Annotated in this window: 19 protein-coding genes and 1 pseudogene; 7 read left to right on the top strand and 13 right to left on the bottom strand. The window is 63.1% G+C overall.

Annotated elements, in window-relative coordinates:
• Nucleotides 1–69: 69 nt before the first annotated feature.
• The 3 genes from AC3WVQ_RS32415 to AC3WVQ_RS32405 all read right to left on the bottom strand — a co-directional run bounded on the left by AC3WVQ_RS32415 (nt 70) and on the right by AC3WVQ_RS32405 (nt 2680).
• Nucleotides 70–1053, bottom strand: coding sequence for a FecR family protein (locus tag AC3WVQ_RS32415; RefSeq protein WP_492383468.1), 984 nt, complete (start codon nt 1051–1053; stop codon nt 70–72).
• 12 nt (nt 1054–1065) lie between these two features.
• Complete coding sequence (locus AC3WVQ_RS32410) at nt 1066–1578, bottom strand: sigma-70 family RNA polymerase sigma factor (protein ID WP_060530493.1); 513 nt, start codon at nt 1576–1578, stop codon at nt 1066–1068.
• A 265-nt stretch (nt 1579–1843) separates the two neighbouring features.
• A complete protein-coding gene (locus AC3WVQ_RS32405) occupies nt 1844–2680 on the bottom strand; it encodes an oxidoreductase (RefSeq protein WP_192444464.1) in 837 nt (278 codons plus the stop codon).
• 116 nt (nt 2681–2796) lie between these two features.
• Between AC3WVQ_RS32405 and AC3WVQ_RS32400 the strand changes: the two genes are divergently transcribed.
• The 4 genes from AC3WVQ_RS32400 to AC3WVQ_RS32385 all read left to right on the top strand — a co-directional run bounded on the left by AC3WVQ_RS32400 (nt 2797) and on the right by AC3WVQ_RS32385 (nt 7225).
• A complete protein-coding gene (locus AC3WVQ_RS32400; protein WP_192444465.1) occupies nt 2797–3699 on the top strand; it encodes a LysR family transcriptional regulator in 903 nt (300 codons plus the stop codon).
• Nucleotides 3700–3946: 247 nt separating this feature from the next.
• The gene (locus tag AC3WVQ_RS32395) at nt 3947–5224 is read left to right on the top strand and encodes a sensor histidine kinase (protein WP_492383467.1); all 1278 of its coding nucleotides are present in this window, start codon (nt 3947–3949) and stop codon (nt 5222–5224) included.
• A gap of 260 nt (nt 5225–5484) precedes the next feature.
• Complete coding sequence (locus tag AC3WVQ_RS32390; protein ID WP_234824504.1) at nt 5485–6837, top strand: DUF2778 domain-containing protein; 1353 nt, start codon at nt 5485–5487, stop codon at nt 6835–6837.
• A 121-nt stretch (nt 6838–6958) separates the two neighbouring features.
• Nucleotides 6959–7225 (top strand): DUF2277 domain-containing protein, encoded by a 267-nt coding sequence (locus AC3WVQ_RS32385; protein WP_090300725.1) that lies wholly within the window; start codon nt 6959–6961, stop codon nt 7223–7225.
• Nucleotides 7226–7255: 30 nt separating this feature from the next.
• Here the strand turns inward: AC3WVQ_RS32385 and AC3WVQ_RS32380 are convergent, their stop codons facing one another.
• From AC3WVQ_RS32380 to AC3WVQ_RS32355, 6 genes and pseudogenes are all read right to left on the bottom strand, one after another.
• Nucleotides 7256–8275: a sulfate/molybdate ABC transporter ATP-binding protein gene (locus AC3WVQ_RS32380; RefSeq protein ID WP_192444467.1), complete on the bottom strand. Its 1020-nt coding sequence runs from the start codon at nt 8273–8275 to the stop codon at nt 7256–7258.
• Entirely contained in the window at nt 8272–9150 is an 879-nt protein-coding gene (gene cysW / locus AC3WVQ_RS32375; RefSeq protein WP_060607813.1) for a sulfate ABC transporter permease subunit CysW, read from the bottom strand. Before cysW ends, AC3WVQ_RS32380 begins: the two co-directional genes overlap by 4 nt.
• Nucleotides 9151–9152: 2 nt before the next feature.
• On the bottom strand, nt 9153–9974 hold the full coding sequence (gene cysT / locus AC3WVQ_RS32370) for a sulfate ABC transporter permease subunit CysT (RefSeq protein WP_060607811.1): 822 nt from the start codon (nt 9972–9974) through the stop codon (nt 9153–9155).
• Between the two features lie 83 nt (nt 9975–10057).
• Nucleotides 10058–11044 carry a thiosulfate ABC transporter substrate-binding protein CysP gene (cysP, locus tag AC3WVQ_RS32365; RefSeq protein ID WP_060530496.1) on the bottom strand — a complete coding sequence of 329 codons (987 nt, stop codon included), beginning with the start codon at nt 11042–11044 and terminating at the stop codon, nt 10058–10060.
• Between the two features lie 165 nt (nt 11045–11209).
• Nucleotides 11210–11500: pseudogene (locus AC3WVQ_RS32360) on the bottom strand (type II toxin-antitoxin system RelE/ParE family toxin).
• The gene (locus tag AC3WVQ_RS32355; protein WP_060530497.1) at nt 11497–11772 is read right to left on the bottom strand and encodes a ribbon-helix-helix domain-containing protein; all 276 of its coding nucleotides are present in this window, start codon (nt 11770–11772) and stop codon (nt 11497–11499) included. The pseudogene AC3WVQ_RS32360 and the gene AC3WVQ_RS32355 overlap by 4 nt, the downstream one beginning before the upstream one ends.
• A 135-nt stretch (nt 11773–11907) precedes the next feature.
• Here AC3WVQ_RS32355 and AC3WVQ_RS32350 point away from each other — a divergent pair, with 135 nt between their 5' ends.
• Together AC3WVQ_RS32350 and AC3WVQ_RS32345 are read left to right on the top strand one after the other, a co-directional pair.
• On the top strand, nt 11908–12360 hold the full coding sequence (locus AC3WVQ_RS32350; RefSeq protein WP_034798155.1) for a hypothetical protein: 453 nt from the start codon (nt 11908–11910) through the stop codon (nt 12358–12360).
• Between the two features lie 33 nt (nt 12361–12393).
• A complete protein-coding gene (locus AC3WVQ_RS32345; RefSeq protein WP_192444469.1) occupies nt 12394–12840 on the top strand; it encodes an MEKHLA domain-containing protein in 447 nt (148 codons plus the stop codon).
• 43 nt (nt 12841–12883) lie between these two features.
• On the opposite strand, the gene AC3WVQ_RS32340 is transcribed toward AC3WVQ_RS32345, so the two are convergent.
• The 4 genes from AC3WVQ_RS32340 to AC3WVQ_RS32325 all read right to left on the bottom strand — a co-directional run bounded on the left by AC3WVQ_RS32340 (nt 12884) and on the right by AC3WVQ_RS32325 (nt 21971).
• Nucleotides 12884–14326, bottom strand: a complete 1443-nt coding sequence (locus AC3WVQ_RS32340) for a TRAP transporter large permease (RefSeq protein WP_060581410.1) — start codon at nt 14324–14326, stop codon at nt 12884–12886.
• On the bottom strand, nt 14323–14835 hold the full coding sequence (locus AC3WVQ_RS32335) for a TRAP transporter small permease (protein ID WP_162253370.1): 513 nt from the start codon (nt 14833–14835) through the stop codon (nt 14323–14325). The genes AC3WVQ_RS32340 and AC3WVQ_RS32335 overlap by 4 nt, the downstream gene beginning before the upstream one ends.
• 78 nt (nt 14836–14913) lie before the next feature.
• Nucleotides 14914–15969, bottom strand: a complete 1056-nt coding sequence (locus AC3WVQ_RS32330) for a TRAP transporter substrate-binding protein (protein ID WP_060530500.1) — start codon at nt 15967–15969, stop codon at nt 14914–14916.
• A gap of 299 nt (nt 15970–16268) precedes the next feature.
• Entirely contained in the window at nt 16269–21971 is a 5703-nt protein-coding gene (locus AC3WVQ_RS32325; protein ID WP_192444470.1) for an alpha/beta fold hydrolase, read from the bottom strand.
• A gap of 346 nt (nt 21972–22317) precedes the next feature.
• On the opposite strand from AC3WVQ_RS32325, the gene AC3WVQ_RS32320 reads away from it, so the two are divergent.
• Nucleotides 22318–26331, top strand: a complete 4014-nt coding sequence (locus AC3WVQ_RS32320) for an AAA family ATPase (protein WP_492383466.1) — start codon at nt 22318–22320, stop codon at nt 26329–26331.
• Nucleotides 26332–26333 lie beyond the last annotated feature (2 nt).

Raw genomic sequence — 26333 nt, 5'->3', positions numbered from 1 at the left:
ACCCCTCAAAAGCCGAGACGAGGCGTCACCCAAAAACCCGCAACGATGTTCGAAAAAAAATGAAACCGGCTAGACCGCCGAGATCAATGTCACGAAGCGCGTCATGCGCGTGACCCGGATCGGCAGGCCGGACGCAAGTGCTGAAAGCGAGGCGTCAGGGGTTCTGAGATCCAGCACCGCGCTGACCAATGTCGACTTCAAGCGGTCGTGGCTGAAGACGATCCAGCCGCCGTGATAGCGGCTAAGGGCAGCGATGACGTCGCCGAGCCTGCGGTTTTCGGCGACGTACATGCCGGACTGCCATGCGAGTGCGATTGCCGGATCCTGCACGACAGGGTTACCGATGGCGCCGTCACCCCCGACCGACACGCGCTCTCCCTCGGCGATCGTAACGCCCATGACGTCCCCGCCTGCCATTGGCGATACGCGAACGGAATGGCGGGTGACAGCAATGCCGAGCGAACCATCGGCGGCATTGGCGTCCACGTCGAAGGCGGTTCCAAGGGCCTTGACGATGGTTTCACCTGAGGCAACCTGAAAGGGTCGTGCGTCCGCCGCCACGTCGAAGAATGCCTGGCCTTCCTTCAGAACCACCCGGCGCGCCCGTTCGTCGAAATCCACGTCCATCGCAGTGCGCGCGTTGAGGACCACCCGTGACCCGTCGGGCAGGTCGATCGAACGTGTCTCTGCCGTGGTGGTCGCATAGTCGGAGCCGAGGATGCGCAGCCAGGGGCGCGAAGCGGGAAGGACGCCTCCCAGAACAGCGATGCCGACCGCACCGGTCAGAAGACGGCGGCGCGAAAGGAGTGCGGTGTCGCGGCCGGGATAGACGAGACCGGTGCGGCGATCGCGGCGCAGATGTGCCGCATCGTCCCACAAGGCTTCCGCTTCGACCGCCGCCGCCTCGTGCTCGGCACTTTGTCCGCGCCACGCATCATAGGCGCGTTGGTCCTCGCTGGTCGCCTCGCCGGAATGCAGCCGGACGACCCAGGCGAGCGCCGCGTCTGAGATGTCCCTTGCAGGACATTGCGTTGTCGCTGATGCCGATTTCATCGCCGCCCCTTGTCAGACATGGTCCAGCTCTCGCCGCACGTCGCGGCAATGGCTCAGGGCACGCAGCATGTGCTTTTCGACCATGCTGACCGAGATGCCCAGCGTTTCGGCTATTTCGCGGTGCGAAAGGCCCTCGACCTTGTTCATGATGAAGGCCGTTCGGCAGGCCACCGGCAACTCGTTCAAGAGAACGGAAAGGGCTGCGACCTTGTCGCGAAATTCCAGCCGCAACGCAAAATCGTCCGACGATGACAGACGGTCTGCCTGGTCCAATTCGACCCGGCGCGACCACTCCCGCTCGAGCTTGATGCGAAAGTCGATCGCCGCATTTCGCGCTGCCCTGAACAGGTAGGAACGCGGGTGCTCGACGCTGCGGCGGTCTACCCTCACCATGCGCAGATAGGCGTTCTGCACAACTTCCTCACCGTCATCCCGATTGCCGATCAGGCGCGATGCGTAGCGCACCACCTCCTTGTGGTGACGCCTGAAGAGCAGACCGAGCCAGTGATTGAGAGAGCTTGCCATCAGCCACCCTTCCTAGCGAAGCGCGCCACGGCGGTCTTGGGGGTGGATTTCTTCAGGCATGATGCAAACTTCGCGGGAAAAGCTGCGGCTCGTCCGATGCCGCACGCCAATACTTGTCTCTTATACTCATGTTTTAGAGCCCGACAAGCGCCTTTGCGCGAAAACGCGGGGATTGGATCGCCGGCACCGAACCCCGGATGGTTCCGGGCAGTCGGTACCGGCGGCATTTATTGCGGATCAGAAGAAAATCGATCCAGGCTCTGTTTCAAACGGCCTGTTCGAAGTCTGTCGAAACGGAAACCGTGTGCCACTGGGCAAGAAGATCGCGATCCGAAGCGTGCTTGGCCTCGATCGCAGCCACCGTGTCGCTGCCAAGCGGAAGCCGGACCGGCGGCTGCTCCGCATCGACGAACGCAATCAGTACGTTCGCAAGCCTGTCGGGGTTGCCCGGCTGGTTGTGGCTGATCTCCTTCGCCTTGCTGCGAACGGCACCTGCGGTCTCCGCATAGTCGCTGATCTCGATCGGGCTGATGCTCAGTGACGTCGAGTCGAGAAAATCCGTGCGGAAATAACCGGGCTCGATCGCCGTTGCGTAGATTCCGAGGGGCGCGAGTTCCGCCGCCAAAGCCTCGGTCAGTCCCTCGACGGCAAACTTCGTCGAGCAGTAAACGCCGAAACCAGGTCCGCTGCGGTAGCCGCCGACGGATGAGAAGTTGAGGATCCGCCCATGGCGTTGGCGGCGCATGTGCGGCAGCACCGCGCGGGTCACGGCCAGAAGTCCGAAGACGTTGGTCCGATAGAGCGCTTCAATCTCGGGACCTGTCGCTTCCTCGACCGCGCCCAGGAGACCGTAGCCGGCGTTGTTGACCAGGATGTCGATGCGCCCGAAGCGCGCGATCGCCTGGCCCACAGCCTGATGCGCCTGGGCCTCGTCAGTGACGTCGAGCGCGACGGCCAGGAGATTGGGATGATCCCCGAAGCGGTCCGCGATCGCCCTGGGATTGCGCGCCGTCGCGACCACCTGATCACCCTTCGCCAGGGCCTTTTCAACGATAAGAGCACCAAATCCACGGGATGCGCCAGTGATGAACCACGTATGCATGTGAACCTCCGGTTTGTTTCGCCGCTCCATCGTCGGCGGCTGGGAAGGTTGTACTGCGAGACGTCTGCTGAGATAATCGACTGGATTCTTGTTGAGTTGTTGAATAGCATTCATCAATGCGAACCATATCGCCGTCCGACCTGTCGCCTTTCCTTGCGCTCGCCCGCCACCAGAGCTTCCGCCGTGCCGCCGACGAGATCGGCTGCACGCCGTCCGCACTCAGCCACGCCTTGAAGGCGCTTGAGGAGCGCCTGGACCTTAGGCTCTTCAACCGGACCACCCGCAGCGTTGCGCTGACCGAGGCGGGAGAACTTCTGCTCGCTCGCGTGGCGCCCGCCTTCCGCGACATCGAGGACGCCCTTGACGATCTCAACAATTTCCGGGGAGCGCCGATCGGACGGTTGAGGCTCAACACGGCGCGCGCTTCGGCAAAAATGGTTCTCCTGCCAATCGTTGCGCGGTTTCTCGAAAGTCATCCGAAGGTCAACATCGAGATCGTCGTCGATAACGACCTTGTCGACATGGTGTCGGAGGGTTTCGATGCGGGTGTTCGCTTTGGCGAGATCGTCGCGCAGGACATGATCGCCGTCCCGATCGGTCCGCGCCAGCGTACCGCGATCGTGGCAACACCTTCCTTCTTCGAGCGCCACGCAAGGCCGACCGCTCCCGAGCATCTGAAGGCGCTGTCCTGCATCGGACTGCGCTTCGGCAGCGGAAGGCTCTATGCCTGGGAGTTCGAGCGCGGCGGTGTCGAAGTTCAGGTCGAGGTGACCGGTGCCCTGATCGTCGATGACCAGGACATGATGGTCGACGCGGCCCTTCTCGGCGCGGGGATCGGCTTTGCCTTCGAGGACCAGGTGCGCGCGCTCATCGACGAGGGCAAGCTGGTCCGCGTCCTTGAAGACTGGTGCCCCTATTATGGTGGCTTCTATCTCTATTATCCGAGCCGACGCCAGATGCCGGCGGCGCTCAGGGCATTCGTCGATTTCGCCAGGGTCTGGGACAAGTCAACGCCTTGAGCCGGAACAGCGCAAGCGATCGTCGGGCCTGCTCGCTGCCCCCCCGCCTTTCCGCGTAATGTCCGTGCAACCTCGCGTTTACAATCGTCTCGGCAAGGTTTTACTGACATCGGTCTATGCCGCCTCAATAAAAGCGTCAGCCGAACGGCGTTGCCGGTCCAACAACATGGTGCGGATAGTGTGGAAGCTCTGGCCACGGTCTCTCAAGCAACGTCTCATTGCACACTTGCTGGTTCTGCAGCTGGCGGTGCTTCTTGCGTTCGGCCTATCCTTCGTCACGCTACTCGTCGTCGCTGACGAAGGCGGCGCGCTCGTCAGTCCCGCCCCGGTCGAGACGGCGTTCCGCGCGATCAAGCGGAGTGCCAGCGGCAAGCTCGAACTCGCTGACACCGCGGAACTGGCACGCGTTCGTCGCGAGCAACCGCATTTCTGGTTCATCGCGCGCAGCGACGGGGGCGAGATCGTTCAGTCCGGCGACGTACCGGACATCTACCGCGGCATGACCGTGGCCCTCGACCGAATGACCTATTCGGACATCCGCGACGACGGCCCGCCATCGAACTATCTCGCCGTCATCCGGCGCATGACAAACGAGGAAGGCAGCTTCACCGTATTCGGACAGGGAACGCTTCTGAGCCAACCGTCGCTCATCCTCTCGTTCTCACGCCTGTTCGTCGCGCCGATGCTGGTGCTGCTCGCGCTCGTCACGATCTTCGCGGTGCCCCGCATCGTCAACCGGGCGATCCGGGGCATCTCCGATCTCGCCCGCGAAACGGATGAGATCAACATTACGCACCGGAGCCACCGGCTGGCCGAAACGGCGGTTCCGAGCGAGGTCCGCCCGCTCGTGCGCGGCATCAACAGCGCCCTTCACCGGCTCGATCAATCCTATGGCCAACATCAGCGCTTCATTCTCGACGCCGCCCATGAGCTGCGGACGCCTGTGGCCATTCTTCAGGCGCGGCTCGACTTGCTCGCCTCAGGGCCGGAGCGCGACCGGTTGATCTCCGACTGCGAGAGGATTTCAGCGCTTGCCGAGCAGTTGCTCGATCTGCAACGGCTGGAAGCCGACGCCAGGCCCTTCACCGCCGTGGACCTCGTCGCGCTCTGCCGCAACGTCGTTGCCGACCTTGCTCCGCTCGCCATCGACGAAGGCTACGACCTGTCGTTTGAACAAAACACCGAGCAGTCGCTGATACAGGGCGACGCAGTCTCGCTTGAACGGGCGGTTACCAATCTCGTCCAGAACGCGATCGAGCATGCCGGAAACCAGGGCGTGATCGTCGTACGGGTCGCACCGGACGGCGTGATCGAAGTCAGCGACGACGGCCCGGGCATCCCGGAGGGGGAACGCGAGCGCGTCTTCGAGGCTTTTTACCGCCTCAAGCCGCGCGAACGTGGCGCTGGTCTCGGCCTCAATCTCGTTCTGCAGATCGCGCAGCGACACAAAGGCCGCGTGAGCATCCTGACCTCACAGAGCGGCGGTGCCTGCTTCCGGCTGGCCTTTCAGAACGGACGCATCTGAGCTGCAATCCGTAGTACCCCCAACAGGCAAGTGTGAGCGTAGTCCGAGTACCAGCCGCCCGGAAAGCGGCCGAAATGGGCCCTTTCGGCGGAAAAAAATCGATCCGGGATCTATTTCGGCGGTTGGAAAGCAAAATTTAACCATACTTCTCCATCTTTTGTCCATCAGTCGTCAAGAAGGGGACAATCCAGAAATCGCGCAGCGGCGTTCGCTCGCCGGGCTGAGAGCCTTTGTGAGATTTTCTGGCTTGATTTGCGTTGTTGAGTAAGATCATTCGCCCACAGTCTTTGCACCGTCTGTTGCGCCCATTGCTGATCACTTGCTGCGGCACCGCTCTCGTCGGCGCGGCTGCGTGGTCGCTTGTCGGCATGGCCGCGATCGGCAGTTCCTACGCGCATGGTTCCGGCCGCCTGCTGCCGAAGCCGCAGCTGCATTTGGCCGAGACGACCAAAGAGCGCGCCTGGGACAAGCACGCCAGAACCAACCAGGCGACGCGGCTCGTGGCCGCCGCCGCGGCGCAGCCCGTCATGGTCGCAAGCCTCGCTCCCAGCGAGGCGAGGTTCGGGCACGATGCCCTGTTCCCGATAGATGCGGAAACGATCGGCAAGAGCGCCCGGATTGCAGCCGCGGTGAAAAAGGCTGTTCTCTCGTCCGAGAAAGTCGCGAGCATCCCCGTTCCCGCTACCCAGGTTCACCACCAGATCGCAACGGTAAAGCTCCCGGCGCCAGAACGCTTCGCGCCGGTGGCGTCTGTTGCCATTGCCAAGAACCCGGTCCAGCTCGCCTACGCCACCCCCTCACAGAGCCACGTGGAAGGCAGCGCCTTTTCGGCTCTGTTGACGGCGCCGTCCGAGGACGATCTCGCGGAACAACCGGACCAGGACCAGGCTGAAGACACGGCCGCCCTGCCGAGCCATGAGGACACGCCCTCGGTCGGTCCCATGCCGCAATTCCGCCCCCGCACCGCGCAAGCGGAAAAGCCGCCCGCCGAAGACGAAAAACCTGCGACCAAGCAGGCGGAAGACGCAGCGGTGAAAAAGGAAGAAGAGACAGCCAAGGCAGACGCGGACGAAGCGCCGAAGAAGCAGAAACTTGCCTATGCACGGCCGGAAGATCCGACCGAGAACAGTGCCGGCACCGGTTTCGGCCAGGCGTTGCGTAACATGTTTGGCGGCGGAGCGAAGGCCGGCAACGGCGTCGCCGTCTACGACATCACCGCTGCCAAGGTCTATATGCCTGACGGCAGCGTGCTCGAGGCCCATTCCGGTATCGGCAAGATGGCCGACAACCCGCGCTACGTCGACGTCAAAATGACCGGACCGACCCCGCCGCACACCTATAACCTCAGGATGCGCGAAACGCGTTTCCACGGGGTCGAGGCGATCCGCATGCTGCCGGTCGACGGAAGGAACAAGCACGGCCGCGACGGTTTCCTGACGCATAGCTACCTGCTGCGCGGCAAGCGCGCGGAATCCCATGGCTGCGTCGCCTTCGCCGACTATCCGCGTTTCCTGACCGCCTTCAAGCAGGGCAAGGTCAAGCAGATCGTCGTGGTGCCGAGCGGCGGACGCGCGGCCGGCATGCGCCTGGCACAGAACGGCCGGAACTCCTGAGCGGAGCCGGCCAACGGTTGGATCGCAGGCAGCGGACGGTAAAGATCTTTCGCTGACGAGGAACGGGCACTAAGATCCGGCCCTCGACAGGAGCGAGAACGAAGAGGACCGGGAGCCCGTCATGTGCCGAAACATCAAACCCCTGTTCAATTTCGAGCCGCCGGCGACGAACGCCGAGATCCATGACGCTGCGCTGCAGTTCGTGCGCAAGTTAAGCGGAACGAACAAGCCGTCCAAGCGGAACGAAGCGGCGTTCGAGCACGCGGTCAATTCGATTGCGGCATGCGCGCAAGAACTGCTCGATGCGCTCGAGACGTCACAGCCCCCACGCAACCGGGAAGAAGAAGCAGCCAAGGCGCGCGCTCGGTCCGCCCTCCGCTTCGCCTGACGGCGGCAAGAGGCTGGCCGCGCGCTCAGCCTAAATCGCAAATACCGTTGCCCGCCGCAGCGTCACGTAACCGGTGTCGCCGGCCCTCACGATACGCTCCGGCTCCAGGTCCAACTCCAGCGGCACGCCACGCTCGGTCGTCGCGATCACCCGGCGGCCGCCAGGGCGATCCATCACCCGGCTGATATTGGCCGCGATACCCGGGCCTCCCGCCGCCCAGTCGAGATCGACCGGCCGGGCGTAAAGCTCGGCCTTGCCGTCGGCGATCCCTGCGGCATCGATGACCGCGCCATCGGCATAGGCCCGACCATCGCGCACCTCGGCGGGAAGCATGTTGGCATCGCCGAGGAACTTCATGACGAAGGCCGATTTCGGCTCGCGGCAGACCTCCTCCGGCGTCCCCTGTTGAACGATATGGCCATCCTTCAGGATCACCACGCGGTCGGCGAGATCGAGCGCCTCTTCCTGGTCGTGCGTGACGAAGAGCGTGGTGATGCCGAGCTCACTATGGATTTCGCGCAGCCAGCGTCGCAGCTCACGCCGGACATTGGCATCAAGCGCGCCGAAAGGCTCGTCCAGCAGCAGCACTTTTGGATCGACGGCAAGCGCGCGGGCAAGTGCGACGCGCTGGCGCTGACCGCCGGAGATCTGCGCCGGAAACCGTTCGCCGAGCCCTTCGAGGCGAACCAGGCGCAACAGTTCCGCGACCCGCGCATGGATGGCCGCCTTGTCGCGCTTGACCTTCGAGACCTCCATGCCGAAGGCGATGTTCTGCGCCACGGTCATATGCGGGAAAAGCGCGTAGTGCTGGAACACGAAGCCGACGCCGCGATCGCGCACAGGGATGTCGGTTGCATCCTGGTCGCCGAAATAGATGTGACCGCCATCGGCGAATTCGAGGCCGGCAACCATGCGCAATATCGTCGTCTTGCCAGAACCGGAGGGCCCAAGCAGCGCGACGAGCTCGCCGCTTTCGATCTCCAGGGAGACGTCCTTGACGGCACGGAAGGTTTGGAAAGTCTTGACGACGTGGTTAAGGCGGATCTTCATGATGCATTCTCCGCGGAATTGGCAACTGGGCGGACGCGGCCCGCCCCTTGGCGCTCCAGAGCGACCTTGGCGATGATGGTGAAGACGGCGATGAGCGCCAGAATGGACGCCGACGCAAAAGCGCCCGCCGCCTGATAGTCGTGATAGAGCAGCTCGATATGGAGCGGCAGGGTGTTGGTCTGGCCACGGATGTTACCAGAGACGACCGAAACCGCGCCGAACTCGCCCATCACGCGCGCATTACAAAGGACGACGCCGTAGAGCAGCGCCCACTTGATGTTGGGCAACGTCACCGAAAAGAAGGTGCGGAAGCCGGAAGCGCCGAGGGAAACGGCCGCCTCTTCGAGATCGCGCCCCTGGGCCTGCATCAGCGGAATGAGCTCCCGGGCGACAAACGGCGCGGTGACGAACATCGAGGCGAGCACGATGCCTGGAATGGCAAACAGGATCTTGGTGCCATAGGCATCAAGTGTCGGACCAAACAGGCCCTGCAGCCCGTAGACGAAGAGATAGGCAACACCCGCGACGATCGGTGAAACCGAGAACGGGATCTCGATCACCACCAGCAGGAAGCCCTTGCCGCGGAAATCGAATTTGGTGATCGCCCAGGCGGCGGCGACGCCGAAGGCGGTGTTGATGGGTACGGCGATCAGCGCCGCAAGCACGGTCAGCATGATCGCATGGCGCGTGTCGGGATGCAGGATCGTGTCGCGATAGACCTGCCAGCCTTTGGCAAAGGCTTCGACACCGATGATCAGCAGCGGCGCGAGAATGAGGAACGCGCCGATGATCAGCACGACGCCGATAAGGGCGCGGCGGAACACGGGGCCGTCACCGACCCGCGGCAGCGTGCGTACGGTCTTTTTGAAACTCATGGTCAAGACCTCCGCGTGTAGCGCAGCGCCCGCGCCTGCAGCCAGTTGGTTACCGCGAGCATGAGGAAGGCCGTGAGCAGCAGGACGGACGCGATCGCCGCCGCTGCCTGATAGTCGTATTCCTCAAGCCGGATGAAGATCAGCAGCGCGGTGATCTCGGTCGACATCGGCTGGTTGCCGGCGATGAAGATGATCGCGCCGAATTCGCCGAGCGAGCGGGCGAAGGACAAAGAGACGCCGGCGAGAAGCGCCGGTGTCAGTAGCGGCAGAATGACCTTGCGGAAGATTGCGAGGTCCGAGCCGCCAAGCGACTGGGCTGCCTCCTCCAGCGCCGGATCGAGATCCTCCAGTACCGGTTGCACCGTGCGCACGATGAAGGGCAGCGAGGTGAAGCACATGGCGATCATGATGCCGATAGGCGTATAGGCAACCTTGATGCCGTAGTCTTCGAGGATTGAGCCAAACACGCCGTTGGTCGTGAAAAGTGCGGTCAGCGAAATGCCGGCAACGGCCGTCGGCAAGGCAAACGGCAGGTCGACCATGGCATCGACGATGCGGCGCCCCGGAAAGCGGTAGCGCACCAGCACCCAGGCGAGCGCCAGGCCGAAGAAGAGATTGAAGAGCGTCGCGCCAAGGGCGGCCGTCACGGTGACGCGATAGCTTGCGAGTGCCCGCGGCGACGAGACGATCTGCCAGTAGTCGAGAGGGCCGAGGCTTGCGGCCTTGAACACGAGGGCTGCCAGCGGCAGAACGACGATCAGGCTCACATAGAGCAGCGTCACCCCCAGCGACAGGCGTAACCCGGGCAGGACATTGCGTCTCAAGCGTTCATTTCCTTGTCATGTCATGGTGAAACCCGGCAGACGGTTCGTCTGCCGGGTTGACTGAATGCGAGTTTAAAGAGCGATCAGCGGCTGCCGTAGAGCTTGTCCAGAATGCCGTCGGAAGCGAAGTGCTCTGCCTGGATCTTGCTCCAGCCGCCAAAGACGTCGTCGACATTGACGAGGCGAATGTCGGGGAACTGCGCCTTGAATTCCCCGGCGACCTTTTCGTTGCGGACGCGGTGGCCGAACTCGGCGGCGATGCGCTGGCCTTCCTCGGTATAGAGGAAATCGAGATAGGTCTTGGCGAGCGCCTGAGTGCCGTGCTTCTCGGCGACCTTGTCGACGACCGCGACCGGGAACTCGGCGAGCAGGCTGACCGACGGGATGACGGCCTCGACCTTGTCGGCGCCATACTGTTTGGCGATGCTGCGGGTCTCTGCCTCGAAGGTGATCAGGACGTCGCCGGTTTCGCGCTCGACGAAGGTGGTCGTCGAGGCGCGGCCGCCGGTGTCGAACACCGGAACGTTGTCGAAGATCTTGGTAATGTAGGCTTCGATCTTCGCCTCGTCGCCTTCATAGGCCTCCTTGGCCCAGGCATAGGCCGCCAGATAGGTGTAGCGCGCATTGCCCGACGTTTTCGGATTGGGGAAGACAGCGTGAACATCGTCACGGGCGAGATCGGACCAGTCCTTGATGTTCTTCGGATTGCCCTTGCGCACCAGGAAGGACGGGAAGGAATAGAACGGCGAAGCATTGTTCGGGAATGCCTTTGCCCAGTCCTTGGAGACAAAGCCGTTCTTGGCTAGGAACTCGATATCGGTGGTCTGGTTGAAGGTGACGACGTCGGCTTCCAGGCCTTCGAGGATCGAGCGGGCCTGCTTCGACGTGCCGGCATGCGACTGGTCGATGGTCACGCCCGGATGCTGCTTGATGAAGGCCTCGTTCTCGGCAACGAAGAGCTCGCGGGAAACGTCGTAGGAGGCGTTGAGAAGCTTCGTCGGCTCCTGTGCCAGCGCAGGGGTCACAAAGTGCGCGACAAGGGTGGCGCCGAGAATGAGGAGGCGTTTCATGCGGTTCTCCGGTGTTGATGCTGACCCAGAACCTATCGGCAGGCGTGTGGGAGCGCGAGGGAACGCGGACCCTGGTTGTGCCAAGCCTTAGAAATTTCGTCTCGTTTCCGCTCAGTTTCGCGGAGTTTTTGCCTCAGCTTTCCCAAGGCAACCAATAGCTTACAGTCAGGGCTTATTCAGCACGCGCCACACGTCGATATGGTCGGCCCGTTGACGATAGAACACGAGGTATGGGTACCTCTTCAGACCGACACTTCGCCAATGAGGGAGCGCCAGTTCGTAGGCAAAGCGCAACGAACCGGATTCCGGACGCGCAACAATCAACGCATAGGCAGCCTGAAACGCGTCGCCAAAAGCGTGAGCGACGTCAGCCCCAGCCTACGTTGCATAACACTCGATCGCCGCCTCGACGTCGCTGCTGGCCGGTTGACGCGAAATGACCGGCTTGTTGCTCACTTGGCCGATCGACCACGAACCCGGTCACGCAAATCGGCGAAGTAGCCAGCGTCGGTCGGGTCGGCTTGTGCGGAAGAGGCACCATCGAGCAATAGCCGACGCAGATTGAGCCAGTCCTGATCCCGGCGGATCAACTCCCGGATAGACTCGCTGCTCGTACCATAACCTCGCCGGGCGACCTGCTCGTCGACGAAGCTTTTGAGAGAGTCCGGGAGGGAAATGTTCATGGTGTTCATGGGTGGCAGAATAGCGCATTCGGCAAAAACTGGCATGAATGGTGATCTTTAACACCAGAGCCGATCGCCTTACGCGGGGAACCTCTCGGCCGCAGCAATATGACAATCGGGGACTAGATACATCCTTGGCGCTTTGACTAGATAGGCGTTCAAGGCAGGGTTGGCGATTCGATGACGATATACTTCAAGGCAGGAATTTCCGATGAAATGGCGCTCGGGATGATCGAGCGTTGTTTCTCCGATGCGAACGACTATGACGGCTATCTCGACATTTTTGCCGACTACACCGAAAAGACCGTCTCGTGGAGCAAGGGCAGATCCGTCGAGGAGTTCAAGGACCAGATCACCGAGGCGCTGCGCGCGGCCTGGGAAGCTTCGCCCTTCTGGCAGGTCTATGAGCGCCGCGAAGAGCGGGACGACGCCGGCACCAACGAAATTCGAAGGGCAGCGATCGCCCTGACCCGCACCTATGGCGGCGTGGTCGTCATCACGCTCAGCCTGCTTGGAAGGCGCAGCAGCGCGAATGACCTCGAACTGGTCTTCGTCTGCTTCCAGGAAGATGCGCAACGCCGGAATTTCCGCGTGCGTTATGACGGGAAGTTCATTCCGTCCTTGAACGCCTGACGCCCCTACCCTGGGCCATGGAGTCGAAGGGCGATGACAACCGAATATGATGCCGATGACGCCTTCGCCCTGATCGTTGCAAGTTACCGCCAGGTGACCGGCAAAGAGCTGGTCGACCATCCGATCGACGGCCGCTGGCTCTACGAGAGCGCACCCTTTGCGCTTTTGGCGCACGACCGGTCGGAGGACCCGCGTTTCTTCTACGCGAACAAAACCGCCCAGGCCTGCTTCGGCTACAGTTGGCAGGAGTTCATCGGCATGCCGTCGCGCCTCTCGGCCGAGGCGCCGAACCGCGAGGAACGGCAGCGTCTTTTAGACAGCGTCTCCACCAAGGGCTTCATCGACAGCTATCGCGGCCTTCGGATCGCCAAATCCGGACGCCGCTTCTGGATCGAGAACGCCATCGTCTGGCAATTGGTGCGCGCCAACGGCGAACATGCCGGCCAGGCCGCCATGTTCCACAGCTGGAAGGATTTGTAAGCGCGCTGCCCAAGGCGGAGGGTGTGCTCCTGTCTGCTTCCTCTCAATTCAACAGCCGGACCAGTGCCAAAGCGACGCCGGGCGACAGCGTGATGATCGCCAATCGGATGAGGTCGGCAATGACGAAGGGCATGACGCCACGATAGGTCTCAACGATCGGAACGTCGGTCGCCAGCTTGTTGATGATGAAGACGTTGAGGCCGATCGGCGGGGCGGAAAGACCGATGCCGACGACGATGAGCACGAGAATGCCGAACCAGATGGCAACGTCCTCGGTCGGCATGCCCAAGTCCAGCGTCAGGATGATCGGAATGAAGACCGGCAATGTCAGCAGGATCATCGCCAGTTCATCCATGACGGCGCCGAGCACCAAATAGGTGACGAGCATGCCGCAGATGACGACATAGGGCGGCAGGCCCGACTGTCCGACCATTGAGGCCAGCGTCGCCGGCATCTGCGTTAGCGCCAGAAACGCGCCAAAGACCTCGGCGCCGAGCAGGATCAGGAAGATCATCCCGCTCGTTTCAGCCGTCTGCAGCAGCGCGTTTTTCAGGGCGCCAAGGCTCAGGGTCCGTTGCAGCAGCCCCACCAGCAGCGTTACGGCGGCACCCACCGCGGCACCTTCCGTCGGTGTGAACACTTCGCCATAGATGCCGCCGACCACCGTGACGGCAACCGCCGCCGCGGGCACGATCGCAAAGTCCGCAGCCAGCAGCAGCAGGCCGAATATCGCCAGCAATACGCCCCCTACCGTCCCGAGCGAGCCGAGCAGCCAGCCGATCGCGCCACCGGCAAAGATGATCAGCCCTACGGGCCTCGCCCAGAAAGGACGGGGGGTTCGAACCGCCTCGGTCGCTGTGACCGGCGGCGCGAGATCGGGTTTGCGCCGGACGACGACGGCGATCGCGATCAGATAGAAGGCGGCCGCCAGCAGCCCCGGCACCAGGGCGGCCTGAAACAGCTTGGCGATGTTCTGCTCGGCGGTGATCGCATAGATCACCAGGATGACGGATGGGGGAATGAGGATGCCGAGCGTGCCACCAGCGGCAATCGTCCCGGTGCCAAGACCGACATCGACGCGCGCCCGGCGCAGTTCCGGCAGGGCCGCACGCCCGAAGGTCGCCGTGGTTGCGACCGACGAGCCGCAGATCGCGCCGAATCCGGTGCAGGCGGCGATGACCGCCATTGGCATTCCGCCCTTGAACCGTCCGAAGCCTCGCTCGGCGACGCGAAAGAGCGTTGCGGCGATGCCCGATTGCTCGGCAAGCGCGCCCATCAGGATGAAGAGCGGTATGACCGAAAGCGTGTAGCTGGCAAACTGGCTGTAGGTGTTGGTCTGCAGATAGTAGACCAGCGCATGCGGGCCAGAGAGATAGGCATAACCGGCAGCGCCCACCGCAAGCATGGCAAGGGCGATCGGCATCCGGATGGCGATCAAGAGCAGCATGGCTGCGAATCCGACGAAGGCAATGGCAAAACCACTCATCGGCCGCCTCCGATTTTCAAGAGGGAAACGGAAACTCCGATGACGGCTGCGAGCGCCGCCAGCGCCGCACAGGTCAGATAGACTGGCCAGATCGGCCAGGGCAGCTGGATCAGCGTCGTCCCGTATCCCCTCGCCTCCAGGCCACCGGTAAACAGACCCCAGGCAAAAAACGCCAGGCAGCCGGCCAAAAGCAGGTCCCAAAGGCCGTCGATGACCCGCGTGACGCGTGCGGGGAGAGCCAACGTGAAGGTATCGACGGCAATATGGCCGTTGCGGGCCTGTGTGTATGCGAGAAAGGAGAAGGCGGCGACGCCGACCGCCACCTCCACTAGCTCGTAGTCGGCCGGCACCGGCCGATTGAACAGCCATCGGCCCAGCACGCTGACGGTGACCAATCCCGCCGCAAGGCAAAGAAGCGTGCCGCCGATCAGTGCCAAACCGGCCGCGAGGCGTTCGACTTCCCTGCGGCGCGGCACTCTCACCGCGTCCTCGTATCCTACGTCTTCCATTGTTGAGGCCTCGAGCTGTTGGTTCATGCAGCGGCGCGTTCAGGCGCCACGTTCAGGCGAGTACGGCCGGCAGTGCGCTCAGGCGCCCGAATATTTCTGCACAAGCGCCTGCGCCGTGGCGATCAGCGCCTTGCCGTCGAGGTCCTTGGCCTTCATGTCCTCGATCCACTTGTCGTGGACGGGTCTGGTTGCCTCCACCCACTTCGCCTTTTCGTCCTCGCTGATCGTGCTGATTGTTCCTTCTCCGGATGTCTCGATTGCCGCGCGCACTTCGGCACCGACGCTGTCCCACATCTCGCCGGCCTTCTTGGCGAAGGCCATGCCGCTGTTGGCGTCCAGCACGGCCTTGAGGTCGGCCGGCAACCCGTCATACTTGCCCTTGTTCATCGCCAGGAAGAAGGTTGCGGTATAGAGCGTCGGCGAGCCCGGGATTTCGGTATGGAACTTGGTGAGCTCGTTCACCTTGATCGAGGGAACCACTTCCCAAGGGAGCACGCAGCCGTCGATCGACCGCTGGGCCAGTGCTTCGGGCACCTGCGGAATGGGCATGCCGACCGGCGTCGCCCCCAGTGCCGCCAGCGCCTCACCGGCAAGGCGCGTCGGATTGCGAAGCTTCAGCCCGGCGAGGTCCGCTCCGGTCTTCACTTCCTTATTGGTGTGGATCAGGCCCTGATCATGCGCCCAGAAGCACAAGAGCTGGGTATCGCCAGTTTCCTTCAGTACGTGCGTCTGGCCATATTCCTGGCAGGCTTGCGCGTTGACGGTCGCCTCCTTGGCGGCGACGAATGGCAGTTCGAACACTTCCGTGGACGGGAAACGTCCGGGCGTGTTGCCGGGCAAGGTCCAGACGATATCGACGACGCCGTTCGACGCCTGATCGTAGAGCTGCGGCGGCTTTCCGCCGAGTTGCATGGCCGGGAAGATGTCGACCTTCAGCGCACCGCCGCTTTGTTCTGCCAGCAATTTCGCCCATGGCGTCAACAGCCGCTGATGAACGTTGGATGCCGGCGGCAGGAAATGGTGCAGCTTCAGCGTGACTGTTTCCTGGGCGCGCGCCGCACCGATTTTCAGAACGAAGGGCGCTGCAAGCAGAGCGCCGCCGGTCTTCATCAAATTCCGTCTGCTCAGTTTCATAGGTTCCTCCCTGTCGACCCCACATTCACGCGCGGCGAACATCGCATGCACGCACCTGATCCTTCACGGCCCATGAAGGTTATCCGGCGGGCAGATCTCCCCGGTCGCTTGAAACTTTCCTTTGCTCCTCATCGGAAAGCTTCAATCCATTAACATGTTAAGTTTATTTTGAACCGACTGTCAAGCGACGGCATCGGGCGACAAAACGGCATGGGGGATCACCCGGACACGTCCTCGTGAACGGGCCCGCTCGAGCCTTCCCGTAAGGATTTGAACCAGTAACGCGCCAGGAGATGGGATCAGAGCGTGAGCGTCTGCACAGTCCCCGCATATTCGCAGTCGAGCTTCCAATCGGCGCCATCCTGCCGGACGTGGAGAAAAGTCGCACCGTCGCCGGGAGCCGGCCGGGTCGCGTCGACGATGCAGTGATAGCGCTTGGCCTTGTAGTCGAACTCGAACGTCTCCTGCTCGACGATATCCTGGTCGATCCCGTTTGCAAAAGGATAAGGCGCATACATTGCCGCGGTGTGGATCGAATGCACGGTCGTGATCGGCGTACCGTCCATTTCCGTCAGAAGCGCCGTTGCAATGCAGCCCCGGTGTTCATCACCGGAGAGGAGCACGACATGCTTGATCTTTCCGGCGGCGATGGCGCCGAGAACATCACGCAGACTGTTCGGATAGCCATCCCAGCCATCGGAACGCAGCGCACTCAGGTTGTCCGGGCTGAGGCTGGCATCGCGCTGGATCGCCCGGCGATGACGCGGGAGAAACATCGATGGCGACGCTATGAACTTCGGGCCATTTTTTAAAAGCCACGTCTCCAGGTCGCTCATCGTCTCGCCGACGCCCGTCTTGAACAGGGTCGCATTGGCAAGCCCGGCGCCGATCTTGCGGTGCGTCCTTTCGCTGCGCGTGTCGAGCAGGAAGAAATGGAAGCCCTCGTAGTCGAACGTCTTCAGCTTGGGATCCACTCCACGCTGGTATTTCTCGAAGGCCGCGAAACCCTCCTTCTTCAGCTTGGCATTCGTATCGATATCGTTCGGAGAGGCGAGCGGCTCCCAGTTGTCGTCGATCTCATGGTCGTCGAGCAGCATGAACGATGGTATGCGGCGCAGGACCTCGCGCACGCTGCGTTCCTGCAACCAAGCTTCGTAAGGGAGGCGATACCTGTCATCGCTCGCGGCCGGATCGTAGAGCCCTGCGGTCGGATCCACATAGACCTGATCGCCGACGAGGAGCGCGAACTTCGGCTGGATACCCACCCCCGCCCCTATTCTGTCAGCGACCTCGGCATAGGAGCGATAGGCAACCTTCCTGTCGATGAACCCGGCCGGGTACTGGCACGAAGCCAGGATGAAGCTGGTGCCGGCGGGCGAAGGCTGAACAGGAGGAGCGAGCGGGGAATCGTAGGGTATAACGCCGTCCATCATTGCCCGGTCCTGCTCGACCAGATTTTCCAGAACCGACGCTCCCATAAGGAAGTTGAGGTTCATCGAGGAACTTGCAGGCGTCGCCGTCTGCGGAGCGGCGCCGACCGTCAGGTTGGTCGTCGGGGTCGTGTCCTTGTAGACGAGGCGGTTCGGCGAAAATTTCACAGCCTTGCCCGGATTGATGTCGGGCTGCGGCGCATCCATCATCCGCGAGGCGGCCTGCGAGATCCGCTCGAAACGCTGATAGGGAAGTATCTCCAGCACCCTCTCCGGGTTCTCGTTCGACTCGCGAAGCAGCGCCCGATAGACGACGCCATTCTTGGCGAGCGCGTAGTATGTCTCCTCAATGAACGGCGGCAGAAGCTTGTCTTCCGCGTAGGCAAGCAAGACGAGCAACGCGTTTCCCGGGAAGTTCGGATCATACCCCGGCATCGATGTCGGGAGCGGCGCCTTGAACGCATCCCAGTGGTTGTCGCGCAACGCCGGGGACCAGTAGACCATCATGTGGCTGACGATGTAAGGCAGATCCCAGGGCTGGCCATCCGGGCGCTGGATGTCGTCGCCGTTTACCAGCACGCGCAGCATGATCACGCCCTCGGTCTGGCGGATCGACGGCAGCGTGCCAAGGCGAATGGTCAGCTCGCCGTTCTCCTCGGTAATGATCGGCCCGATCCAGGGCGGGTAGGCCGTCATCTCGGTGTCTGCGGCCACAGGCTGGCGTTGGATGTTCTGGTCGAGGAAAGCTTCGATCTTCTGCAAGGTCGCATGCCGGGTCGTCCCGATAAGGGCGTCCTGGTGACCGGCGCCAGGGTTGAGATAGGGTTCCAGGTAGACACGACCTGCATCGTCGAAGACGCGGCGCATGCGGTCGACGGTGGCAGGATCCGTGAGACCGTTGCCCGATCCATGGACGCTGAAGGTGGGGAACTTCCACTTATCCTGCAGGACTTCTCGTGACACCAGTCGGTTTTGCCCCCGGAAGTCGGTGAGCATGGCATTACGGACGAAATGCACCGTCGTGGAGACCGTATTGAGGCTGAGCGCGCCGAAATGCTCGTTGATGAAGCGCAGCATTTCAGGCTCCATGTTGGCGACGTTGAAGTCGCGTCCGTAGAGCGCGTCCATCCGGTGCCGGGTTCTTGTCCACGGCGTCCGCTTCCATGGCCAGATCGGATTTTCCACGTCGAACTCCTCGACCGGGTAAGGAAGCGTCGAAAGCACGCGGTCCCAAAGGTCATCGGCGAGCGTCGGCTTATCCGGATTGAAGCTGTAGCTGTCGGGCAGGAAGCCGAGAAGGTAACGCACCGCATAGGCGCGGAAGATGTTGGCAGGCGTAAAGACCACCAGCGGACCGACCTGCGTGAAGGCCACCCGGTCGACGAGGTCCTGGATCTTACCCTCCAGTGTGGCGATGCTGAAAACCATCGTGCCCATGCAATGGGCGATGACGTCGAGTTTCGGCACACCGGTCTGTGTGGCGATCGTCCGCAACACCAAGGGCACGTCTTCCTTGCCGATTTCGTCGAAGCTCCAGGCCGCACTTGCGGTCGGGTGCGCCGGGCTGGTTCTCAGGTCGGCGATCCAGACATCACGCCCCGTCTTCCAGAAATGGCTGGCGAAGTTGGGATTGACGGCGTGGTGGGCAAAGGTCGTCCCGCCGGCGCTGTATCCGTGGATCATCACCAGCGGCCGCTTCGTCGTGCCCGGATAGGGATAGCGGGTTAGCAGTACTTTCCCGACAACCGGCGGGCCGCCGAGTTGAGGCTTGCTCGTTCCGACGACGAGCGTCTGTCGTTGCGCCGCGACCGTGCCGCCGCCCTTGATCTTCAACTGCGCCGGCGGGCGGAAATCCACCGCGTCGTTTGCCGGGTCCTTGTCTTTATCGGGTGCACGGAAACTCCAGATATGCATTCCCAAAAGCAGCCGGAGAAAATACCCGAGGAAAGTCAGGAGCGCTCCGATCGCGGCGACGCCGTCGCGCTGTTCCGTGATGCGCACGAGCGGCACGCCGATACGGGCGAGATAGTCGAGGTCGAGCGTCAGCACGCGCCCGCCGGACGCTGCCTCCAACCCCGGAAATTGCTCCAGCGCGACTTCCATGAGCTGACGCCAGGGATTGGAACGCCGATCATAGGTGAAGCGCTTGGTGCCGACGATACGATCGCCCGCAAGCGAGATGCCACCGGTGATCGGGTCCGGCGCGCCGACCTTCAGATCATAGACGAAGGCGCGGATCTCGCCGGACCGGCTGGCGATGGCAAGACCTGAGCGGACGCGCTCAAAGAAGCCGGGCCCACCGTCGCCGTCGACGATCGCCTGATAGCTGTCGCGCAGGCCTCGGTTGAGCACCCATGCCTTGCCGGCACGCCAGATCCTGCCGCCGACCCACGTCGACTGGCGCTCGAGGACCCGCAGGCTGCCGGTCAGGGGCGCCGTAAAGACGGCGATCGCCTGGAGCTTCTGCTCCATCAGACCGGCGGGCGCCCATGTCTGATGGAGATTGTCCCACTGATCCGCCGGAAAAATTCGGATCATGCTACGGGCCAACGGCACGGAGGCGTCGGTCGCGACCTCAAGGGTTCCATCGCCACCATTGCTTGGCGCCAAATCGGCCAGCGCCTTCGGCTCGAAACGCAGTGTGAGCTCGACAACTCTCGTTTCAGAGGCCGTCCCGGGCGCTGAAAACCTGACCCGGCCGGCAAGGCGCTCGATGATCTCGGCATCGGTATCAGGGGCAGATGCAGCGGCATCGGTTTCACGAAACACCGGGCGGGCCAAAGCTAGGCCGGGCGCAGCAGGGGCTGGGGCGACATAATTCCAGGCGGCCGCGAGTGTCTCCGAGGCGCGCAGGGCCACTGCCGCTATGGTGAGCGCCGGATTGGTGCCAAGCGCCGTCGGGATAATCGAGCCGTCGAGGACCACGAGGCCATTATGGAAGTCGTTCGGGAGCTCCGATTTGAAAACACGCCCCAAATGATCGACGACGCCCGTCGCGCCGGTGTTGCCCATCACGCAGCCACCGAGCGGATGCACGGTCGTGAGCGGACCGCGCTTGTTTTGCAGCAGCCAGTTCAGGCTGGCCGGCAGGAGCTTCCAGACGGGATTGGCGATGACGCGCCCGCCCGTATTCTTCGCCAGCCGTGCCAGCGCCTCAACCTCGGTGTCGAAGACCGGCAGGGACGGCAGATCGTCCCAGCGCATCCGCGCAGCGCCATCATCGCTGTCGGAAGCCGTTTCATCCAGTTCCATACGACCGGCGGCGCCGTCATCGGCCATGACGGCATAGACGGCGGAATGTTCGATCCTGGCGGTCGGCGCCACATAGGCGTCATCGTCCGGGAAGCCCCGCGTATGCGTCGACCAGTCGAACCGGTCGAGCCCGTGAAGCGTGTTGAGCGTTGCAAAGATCTCGGTGAAGGCGAGGCGCAGGCCAGCTGGAACGGAGAGTTCCTCGATCAGAACACCTGCCGTTTTTCGAAGATCGAGCACGCCGGTGATCGTGGGACCGATCGCACGCTTGGAGGGCTGCACGGCCTCGTCCGAGACGGTATTGACCGGATTTGACGTGGCATAATCGGTCACCAGCATGTCGCCATTGGTCGAGCAATGGTTGCCAAAATGCACCGAGAGGCTGAGGCCTTTGGCCTGTGAGCGCTTCAGGATTTCGAACGAGCCGAGCGTGCCCGCCGCCAGCACGACCTTGCCTGCGCGCACCTGCAGCACGTCGCCGTCGCGTGCGCGCAGGGCCGCGTCGGTGTAGACGCAATCGACGATCCAGTTGCCGCCGTCCGGCTTGACGCTGAGCACGGTCGCGCCGCTGAAGATCTCTGCCTCGTTGCGCAGCGCCGTCACGAGCAGGTTGACGTCGAGCGAGTTCTTTGCGCCGAAATTACAGCCCGTCGCGCAGTCGCCGCAGCGCACGCATTTATTGAGCCTGACATTTCCCGAGCTCACCGTGTCGGTCATCGCGACCGTAATCGCTGCCTCGCGAAAACCCGTCGACGCGATGCTGCGGAAGGACTTGTGTTTCTGGGGAATGCCGTCAGGATGTTTCGAGATGCTGTTCGGGACGCCGTTTGCGGTGCCGCCCAGAAGCTCGCCCGCACGATCATAATACTGCCGCCAGGTCGTCAGGTCCTTGAGGTCGTCGGGCCAGCGCGTGTGAAACACGCTCTCGTCGGGAACTTCCATGACGCCGGCATTGATCAGCGAACCGCCGCCGACACCGTTTGCGACCACCGTGACGACCTCCGGGCCGATCCGCACGTCGACCAGCCCTTCCTTGTTGCGATCGCGGCGGATATGGCGAGGCAGTTCGGCAAGACCTGTTGGAAACGCGCCCGGCAGATACTCCTTGCCCCGCTCGAGCACCCCGACCTTGATCGGAGCGCCTCCCTTCGTGCGGCCGGCCATGGTGGCGGCAGTGATTGCGCCGCCATAGCCACTGCCGACGACCAGAACATCAAAGTGGAGCGCCGCCGGCGTCTTCCGAACCCGGTCGACCAGCCTTTCGAAACCCTGGGAAATCCACGCGGCGTGCGAGGTGTTGTCGAAGTCAATGCTGGCCATGGTCGCCTCCGGGACGCCGGTCTCGGGCACGGTGCGGGTATCCGTAGCTCCAATCGGACATAACGCTCTCCATAAGATGCGTCTGACGCCTGAACTCGGTGTGCGAGCCGCGATGGCTCATGTCTTTCGGTGACCCCCAACAGGGGGCATCGACATCCGGGAAGAATGCAAAAATCCGAAACCTGCGCGGTTTCTGCCAAAGCCGATCGAACGAAGTCGGCCAGCCCTCTTAGCGATTGCTAAATAATATGCGAGAGTCAGCAAATCGGCGAGGGATAAATGCACTTCTGCGCGAAGATGGCCCCTGTTTCGCGCATTTCGTGATCAATCACCGCGCGAAGGAAACATGGAGACGATCGCAAAATCGCTCGAAGGGTTTTTGCCGCTGAACTTGCTTGGCCGGCTTTACGGCTCTCACGGAGAGCGGCCGTCGGCGGTAGAGTTTCCGGCCGCCGTGATCTTTGTCGACGTCTCGCGCTATACGGCCCTCGTCGAGCAACTGGCGCGGCGCGGCAAGGAAGGGCTGGTGCAGATCCCGAAGCTGCTCGGTATTTCCTACGCGCGCTGCGCCGACCATGTCTGCGACCGGGGCGGCGAAGTCCTCCTCTTTGCGGGTGACTCGCTTCTGGCCTATTGGCCCGCCGACGAAACGGGTCTGGCGCGCGCGGTCAAGAGTGCGGCCGAGTGCGCCGAAGCGATCTGCAAGGAGAGCCGCGAGCAGCGAAATCCGGGTGCAGGCGAAATCGGACCTACCCTACATATCGGCATCGGCGCCGGGCGGCTCTGGGCGGCCGCCATCGGCGGCCAGCCGGTCTGGAACCTTGTGGCTGGGGGCGATGCCGTCGTTCAGGCCGCAAGTGCGCAGACACTTGCCCATCGCTGGGAAGTCGTTCTGTCACCAGAGGCGGCAAATGCCCTGACCGATGGCGAGGCAAATGCGCGCGCGCCCGTCGCCGCTCCAGCGCATCCGCACATCGCGCACGAATGGCTCGTCGCATTCCTGCCGATGCAGCTTCAAGAGTTGCTTGGCCCCTCGCCGACGATTATGGGCATCGAGCCCGCATCCCCCAACGCCTTAGCCGAAGGCAATGTCCATCGCGATGCACGGCTGGACACGCTTGCGGAGATCAGACCAGTGTCCGTCATTTTCGTCCGGATAGTCGGTCTGCAACACCAAGATGCCCAAGCGCTCGTCCGACACCAGAACCTCTGCGCAACGCTTCAGGCGATTTCGCACCGCTACGGCGGCCCTCCGGGCGAACTCCTCTTCGACGACAAGGGGCTCGTTTATCTCTGCGCTTTCGGGACACGCGGGACGTTTCACCGCGACGACCCGGCCCGCGCCGTGGATGCCGCCCGCGCCATCGGTCGCCATATCACGGAGATGGGGCTTGCCGTCTCGGTCGGCGTGGCGACGGGCGAGGCCCTGTTTCGAGTCGTCGGCAGCACGCGCCGCCGACAGCTGATGGTTCTCGGCACGCCGGTCAATCGCGCCGCGCGCCTCGTCACGACCGTCTCCAATGATGTGCTGTGCGATGCGCCGACCGAAAGGGCAAGCCGGGCGTCCTTCGATTTCGAGCAACGCGGAACCGTCCAGCTGGCGGGACTTGGCGACGTGGCGCCGGTCTTTCGTCCTCTTGAGCCGAAGTCGCGGGCCCTGTCTGCGGCAACGCTGATTGGCCGAGAGCGGGAACTCGCTTTCCTGCAGCATGCTTTCGAGGAGACGCGCGGCGGTTCGAGCCGTCTTGTCGTCATCCTGGGCGAACCCGGCATCGGCAAGAGCAGGCTGGCTGCCACCTTTACCGACAATCTTCACGCCGCGGGAGTGGCGATTGCCGTGACGCTCGCCGAACGGGACGACCGGCGAAGCTCGCTTCTGGCCTGGCGACGCGTTCTTGAAACGCTTTTGGGATTGCCCGCCGAAAGCGATGGCCTCGTCCTGCTCGAAAGCATTACCGCGCGCATCCGCACGGCGCCGTGGATCGCAGACCGCCTGCCCCTTCTTAACGACCTGCTGGCGATCGAGATTGAGCAGAACGAGGGAACGCGCCACCTGGAAGGTGCCCACCGCGCCGATGCGACCATGCGCCTCCTCGGCGATATCCTCGGCGTCTTGGCGCCACGGCCGTTCGCCCTCGTACTCGAAGACAGCCAGTGGCTGGATTCCGCCTCCTGGCGGCTGGTCGAATGGGTGCTCGGTTCTGTGCCTTCGCTGCTGCTCGTGCTCTGCGTGCGCTCCGAAGAGGTGCCCGAGGATCTGAAGCAATTGCGACGACGGGTCGAGGCGGCAGGCGAAGCCGGGACCGAGACAGAGGAGCCGGCACGGCGCTACCGCATCCTCGAACTCGAAGAGCTCGACGACGGCACTGTTTGCGAACTCGTTTCGCGCACTCTTGGCGAGGTTCCGCCACAACAGGAACTCGCGCGCAGGGTCGCCGCCCTTGCCGGAGGCAATCCCTTCTTTGCCGAGGAGATCGCGCTGACGCTGAAGAGCGAAGGCTTGATCGCCGTGCGCGATGGCCTCTGGCGCTCGATCCGCCCCCTTGAGGACCTCCAGTATTTCGAGGGAGTCGAGCGCGTCATCCGAGAGCGAGTGGATCGCCTCGATTCGACATCGCAGGACGTGATCAAAGCCGCGGCCGTCATCGGACGCTCGTTCACCTTTGCCGAGCTGGAGGCATTGCTGAAAGAAGAGCTGAATGCGGAAGGGCTCGGCTCCGCCGTCGAAAGGCTGGTCGATGCCCATCTGGTGCGCCGGCTCGGCCAAGCCGGAAGCTACGAATTCCGTCACGACCAGACGCGCGATGTGGTCTACGGATCGATGCCGGGCGACCTGCGCAGCCGCCTCCACGCATCGCTCGCCCACTGGCTGGAGCGCAGCCGCATTGAAGCAATGGGTGGAGATCTGGCGGTTCTCGTTCAGCATTTCGAGGCGGCGGACAACAAGGAGAAGGTCGTGAAATACGCGGACCTGGCGGCCGCGAGGGCTTTGCAGGTCGGCGCCTTCCGCGAGGTCGAGTTCTTTCTCGGCATTTGCATGGCGCACGAGCCGAAGCCGCAGGACTGGACGCCCGAACAGCGACTGCAGGCGGTTCGCTGGCGGCGCAAACTTGCCGAAGCGCACTACAGTCGCGGCGACATTCACGCGCAGGGCATTGCCGTCAGGAATGCGCTGAAAGCGGCCGGCCAACCGGTTCCCGTCTCTTCGTCTGCGACGCTGGTACGGCTTGCCGCGCGCAGCTTGCGGCTTGCGGCGCAGCAGATGCTGCCGGAAACAGCGAAGCTTGCCCGCCGCGAGGACCGGCTGTCCTGGGAGAGGGAAATGGCGCGGTGCCTGAACCAGGCAGCGCTGGTTGACTACTTCGAGCTGCGCTTCACCCGTGGAATGTGCAATCTCGTTGGCGCGGTGGCGCGCGCCGAACGGACCGGACGGACGATCGAAATGGCCGTCGCCGCCTCGCAGCTCGGCTGCGGCTTCGGGATGATGGGCTGGCGCTCCGGGTGCCGCTATTTCATGGAAAGGGCGGAGCGGATCGCGACCGAGCTTTCAGACACCGCGATCCATGCGCATGTCTGCAATCTCGACGCGCTCTGGCAGCTCGGGCGCGGAGAATGGGCGGGGGTGGACGCAAGGCTGGAACAGGGCCAGCAGTTCTGCCTTCGAGCCGGCGACCAATTGCGGTGGTGCAATGCCCAGGGCATGCGCTTCTGGTCGCTCTATTACCGTGGCGAGCAGGCCGCGCTCGAACCAACGGCGACCGCCCTGCTCTCGCGCGCGCAGAATGCCGGCAATATCCAGCAGGAAATCTGGGCGTTGCGGTGCAAGGCGTTGTGCGTGCTTCACACGGATCAGCCGCGCGAGGCCGTCGACATTCTCCGGCTGATCGGCTCAGCGATGCTCGGGTCGGTCGATCTGGCCGCGCAGATCTCGGCGAAGGGTGCGCTGGCGCTGGCGCTCGCGCGCACGGGGCGGCATGCGGAGAGTGTCCAGGCGGCCGCCGAAACCTTGCAACTGGTCAAATTGATGCGCCGGCCTTCGTCCCACAGCACTTTGGTCGGCATCTCCGGCGCCGCCGAGGTTTTCCTGCGGGGCCGCGAGGCCGGCCTCGCACACGCTTACGACGAATGGCCGCGCTGGGAGGCCCAAGCGCTACGCGAACTCAAACGTTATGCCCGAGCCTTTCCGATCGGCGTGCCTCAACTCGCGCTGTGGTCGGGCGTATCGCTCTGGCTGGAGGGCAATGAGGCCGGCGCAATGTCGGTGTGGAAGGATGGCATGGCGGCCGCGCAACAGCTCAGTCTTCGGCGCGACGAGGCCATGATCGCCGCCGAGCTGCGTCGCAGGCGGGACCGGCTTTAGGG

The organism is Ensifer sp. EB106-05-01-XG146 (assembly GCF_058791875.1).
Note: the sequence above shows the minus strand (reverse complement) of the source record. Positions and strands in the feature narration are given on the sequence as shown.

Excerpts from the sequence above, each read along its gene's own strand:
- AC3WVQ_RS32345 (WP_192444469.1), top strand. The coding sequence starts at position 12,394 with ATGACAACCGAATATGATGCCGATGACGCCTTCGCCCTGATCGTTGCA.
- AC3WVQ_RS32355 (WP_060530497.1), bottom strand. The coding sequence starts at position 11,772 with ATGCCAGTTTTTGCCGAATGCGCTATTCTGCCACCCATGAACACCATG.
- AC3WVQ_RS32405 (WP_192444464.1), bottom strand. The coding sequence starts at position 2,680 with ATGCATACGTGGTTCATCACTGGCGCATCCCGTGGATTTGGTGCTCTT.
- AC3WVQ_RS32410 (WP_060530493.1), bottom strand. The coding sequence starts at position 1,578 with ATGGCAAGCTCTCTCAATCACTGGCTCGGTCTGCTCTTCAGGCGTCAC.
- AC3WVQ_RS32385 (WP_090300725.1), top strand. The coding sequence starts at position 6,959 with ATGTGCCGAAACATCAAACCCCTGTTCAATTTCGAGCCGCCGGCGACG.
- AC3WVQ_RS32415 (WP_492383468.1), bottom strand. The coding sequence starts at position 1,053 with ATGAAATCGGCATCAGCGACAACGCAATGTCCTGCAAGGGACATCTCA.
- AC3WVQ_RS32350 (WP_034798155.1), top strand. The coding sequence starts at position 11,908 with ATGACGATATACTTCAAGGCAGGAATTTCCGATGAAATGGCGCTCGGG.
- AC3WVQ_RS32380 (WP_192444467.1), bottom strand. The coding sequence starts at position 8,275 with ATGAAGATCCGCCTTAACCACGTCGTCAAGACTTTCCAAACCTTCCGT.
- AC3WVQ_RS32340 (WP_060581410.1), bottom strand. The coding sequence starts at position 14,326 with ATGAGTGGTTTTGCCATTGCCTTCGTCGGATTCGCAGCCATGCTGCTC.
- cysP (WP_060530496.1), bottom strand. The coding sequence starts at position 11,044 with ATGAAACGCCTCCTCATTCTCGGCGCCACCCTTGTCGCGCACTTTGTG.
- AC3WVQ_RS32400 (WP_192444465.1), top strand. The coding sequence starts at position 2,797 with ATGCGAACCATATCGCCGTCCGACCTGTCGCCTTTCCTTGCGCTCGCC.
- AC3WVQ_RS32320 (WP_492383466.1), top strand. The coding sequence starts at position 22,318 with ATGGAGACGATCGCAAAATCGCTCGAAGGGTTTTTGCCGCTGAACTTG.
- AC3WVQ_RS32335 (WP_162253370.1), bottom strand. The coding sequence starts at position 14,835 with ATGGAAGACGTAGGATACGAGGACGCGGTGAGAGTGCCGCGCCGCAGG.
- AC3WVQ_RS32325 (WP_192444470.1), bottom strand. The coding sequence starts at position 21,971 with ATGGCCAGCATTGACTTCGACAACACCTCGCACGCCGCGTGGATTTCC.
- AC3WVQ_RS32330 (WP_060530500.1), bottom strand. The coding sequence starts at position 15,969 with ATGAAACTGAGCAGACGGAATTTGATGAAGACCGGCGGCGCTCTGCTT.
- cysW (WP_060607813.1), bottom strand. The coding sequence starts at position 9,150 with ATGAGTTTCAAAAAGACCGTACGCACGCTGCCGCGGGTCGGTGACGGC.